The organism is Candidatus Cloacimonadota bacterium, from assembly GCA_011372345.1.
GTDB lineage: Bacteria > Cloacimonadota > Cloacimonadia > Cloacimonadales > TCS61 > DRTC01.
Map to the genome: position 1 here is coordinate 1 of DRTC01000372.1, position 1,749 is coordinate 1,749.

General features: G+C 35.8%; 2 protein-coding genes. Both read left to right on the plus strand.

Annotated elements, in window-relative coordinates; all coding sequences use genetic code 11:
* Entirely contained in the window at positions 1-336 is a 336-nt protein-coding gene (locus ENL20_07195; GenBank protein ID HHE38343.1) for a T9SS type A sorting domain-containing protein, read from the plus strand.
* Positions 337-586: 250 nt separating this feature from the next.
* Positions 587-1,705 (plus strand): hypothetical protein, encoded by a 1,119-nt coding sequence (locus ENL20_07200; GenBank protein ID HHE38344.1) that lies wholly within the window; start codon positions 587-589, stop codon positions 1,703-1,705.
* Positions 1,706-1,749: the final 44 nt, after the last annotated feature.

Genomic DNA, 1,749 nt, shown 5'->3' on the forward strand with positions numbered 1-1,749 from the left:
ATGGGAAGTGCGGGAATCGACGAAAATGTGGAAATCTCCAATCCGAAAATTATCTTGAATAATTATCCGAATCCATTCCGAAATTCAACCACGATTTCTTTTTCACCCACAGAGAACGGAGAGAACGCAGAGATTGAGATTTATAATATCAAAGGTCAGAAAGTGAAGTCTTTGGAGTGCGTCAATTATTTTGACGCAAAAGCGACGGAGTCGCTTTCCCACATAATTTGGAACGGAAAAGATGAAAATAACAAACCGGTTTCTTCCGGAATCTATTTTTATAAATTGAAATCGGGAAAATCTGTTTCGACGAAAAAGATGATCCTGATGAGGTAAACTTTAAGAAACCTTGAGTTAAGTCGAACTTATTCGATCTTGACTTAAGGTTTTTATGATTTCAATCAACTCCTATGAAACCATTTTCTAATTTATTGAATTATATAAAGTTAGAAATATCAGAAAAAAGACAATTTAGCAAATTGTTTTACGAGTCTGGTTTCATCTTAATGGAATTACCTGCTTGGGGAACTTAAGTCAAGACCTGCTGAAGCAGACTTAACTCAAGTTTTAATACAAAAGGAAATATATGAAAATCGTGTTAGTTGTTTTTTTCCTGTTGTCTGTCAGTCTTTATTCTGTCACCGATAGCGATTTATCTTCCCGCATCATCATTGATGGCTACAGCAGTGAATTCACAGATGACGAGATCATATTGATAGACTCGCTTGGCAATTTATTGGAGTATCCTGATGATTCGGAATGGGGTGAATATAACGATGTGAAACAGATCAAAGTAACCTGGGATGAGACGAATCTATATGTAGCAATCGATGCTTGCAGTTGGGATAATAATGTGATCTTGTTTTTCGATATTTATGATAATTACGGAATAACCAATATGGGGGATTTAAGTTCCTGGAATCGAAAATTCCTTTTTTTCAACTTTTATCCGGATTTTTTCCTGGCAACCTGGGATAGAAATACTTCTCCTCAATTTTGGAAAGTCGAACCCGGAACTACGAATGATATTTCCATGATCACAAGTAATGACATATCAAGTATTTCTTCATATTATGAAGGTAATTTAGATGGTTCTATGGAAGTTGCTATTCCCTTAGATTCTCTTTATTTTGATGAATCCCATTCGATGATCGACTTTCCTTCTATCAAACTGATAGCAGTGATAACCGGTGGAGATGATGGCACCAGCGGACCCGATGTTGCTCCGGATAATTTGGGTGGAATGCCCGATGATTCAAATCAACCTGCAATTCTGGATAATTATCTGAACATTCTCATCGATGAAGATGGAGATGATCTGCCGGATATTGGTATAGAGCCGAAATCTCGAGTTTCATTTTATAAAACTCCTCCCTTTTCTCCGCAGGCACTGAACATTAAAAAATTAACCTTTCCAAAAGGGAAAGTCTTTGCTCCTTCACAAGATGAAAAAATTGAGATCAGTATTGAAACAAATAGAGTAACTTCGGTGGACATTGAAATATATAATTTGAATTCCAGATTTATCGATCTTGCCGAAAATATTTCAACAACAATATTTTCTGATGATTCCTGTGAAATAAAATTAGCCTGGGACGGTAAAGATAAGAACGGAAAAATCGTTCCTTTTGGAATTTATATTCTGAAAATAGTTTCCAGTACCGGGGAATTAAATCAGAAAAAAGCGATTGCAGTGATAAAATGAAGATTTTGCAAATTAGAAGCCAGAGATCAGATAGTAGAAATTGG

Coding starts and splice junctions, on each gene's coding strand:
- ENL20_07195 (HHE38343.1), top strand. CDS start 1: ATGGGAAGTGCGGGAATCGACGAAAATGTGGAAATCTCCAATCCGAAA.
- ENL20_07200 (HHE38344.1), top strand. CDS start 587: ATGAAAATCGTGTTAGTTGTTTTTTTCCTGTTGTCTGTCAGTCTTTAT.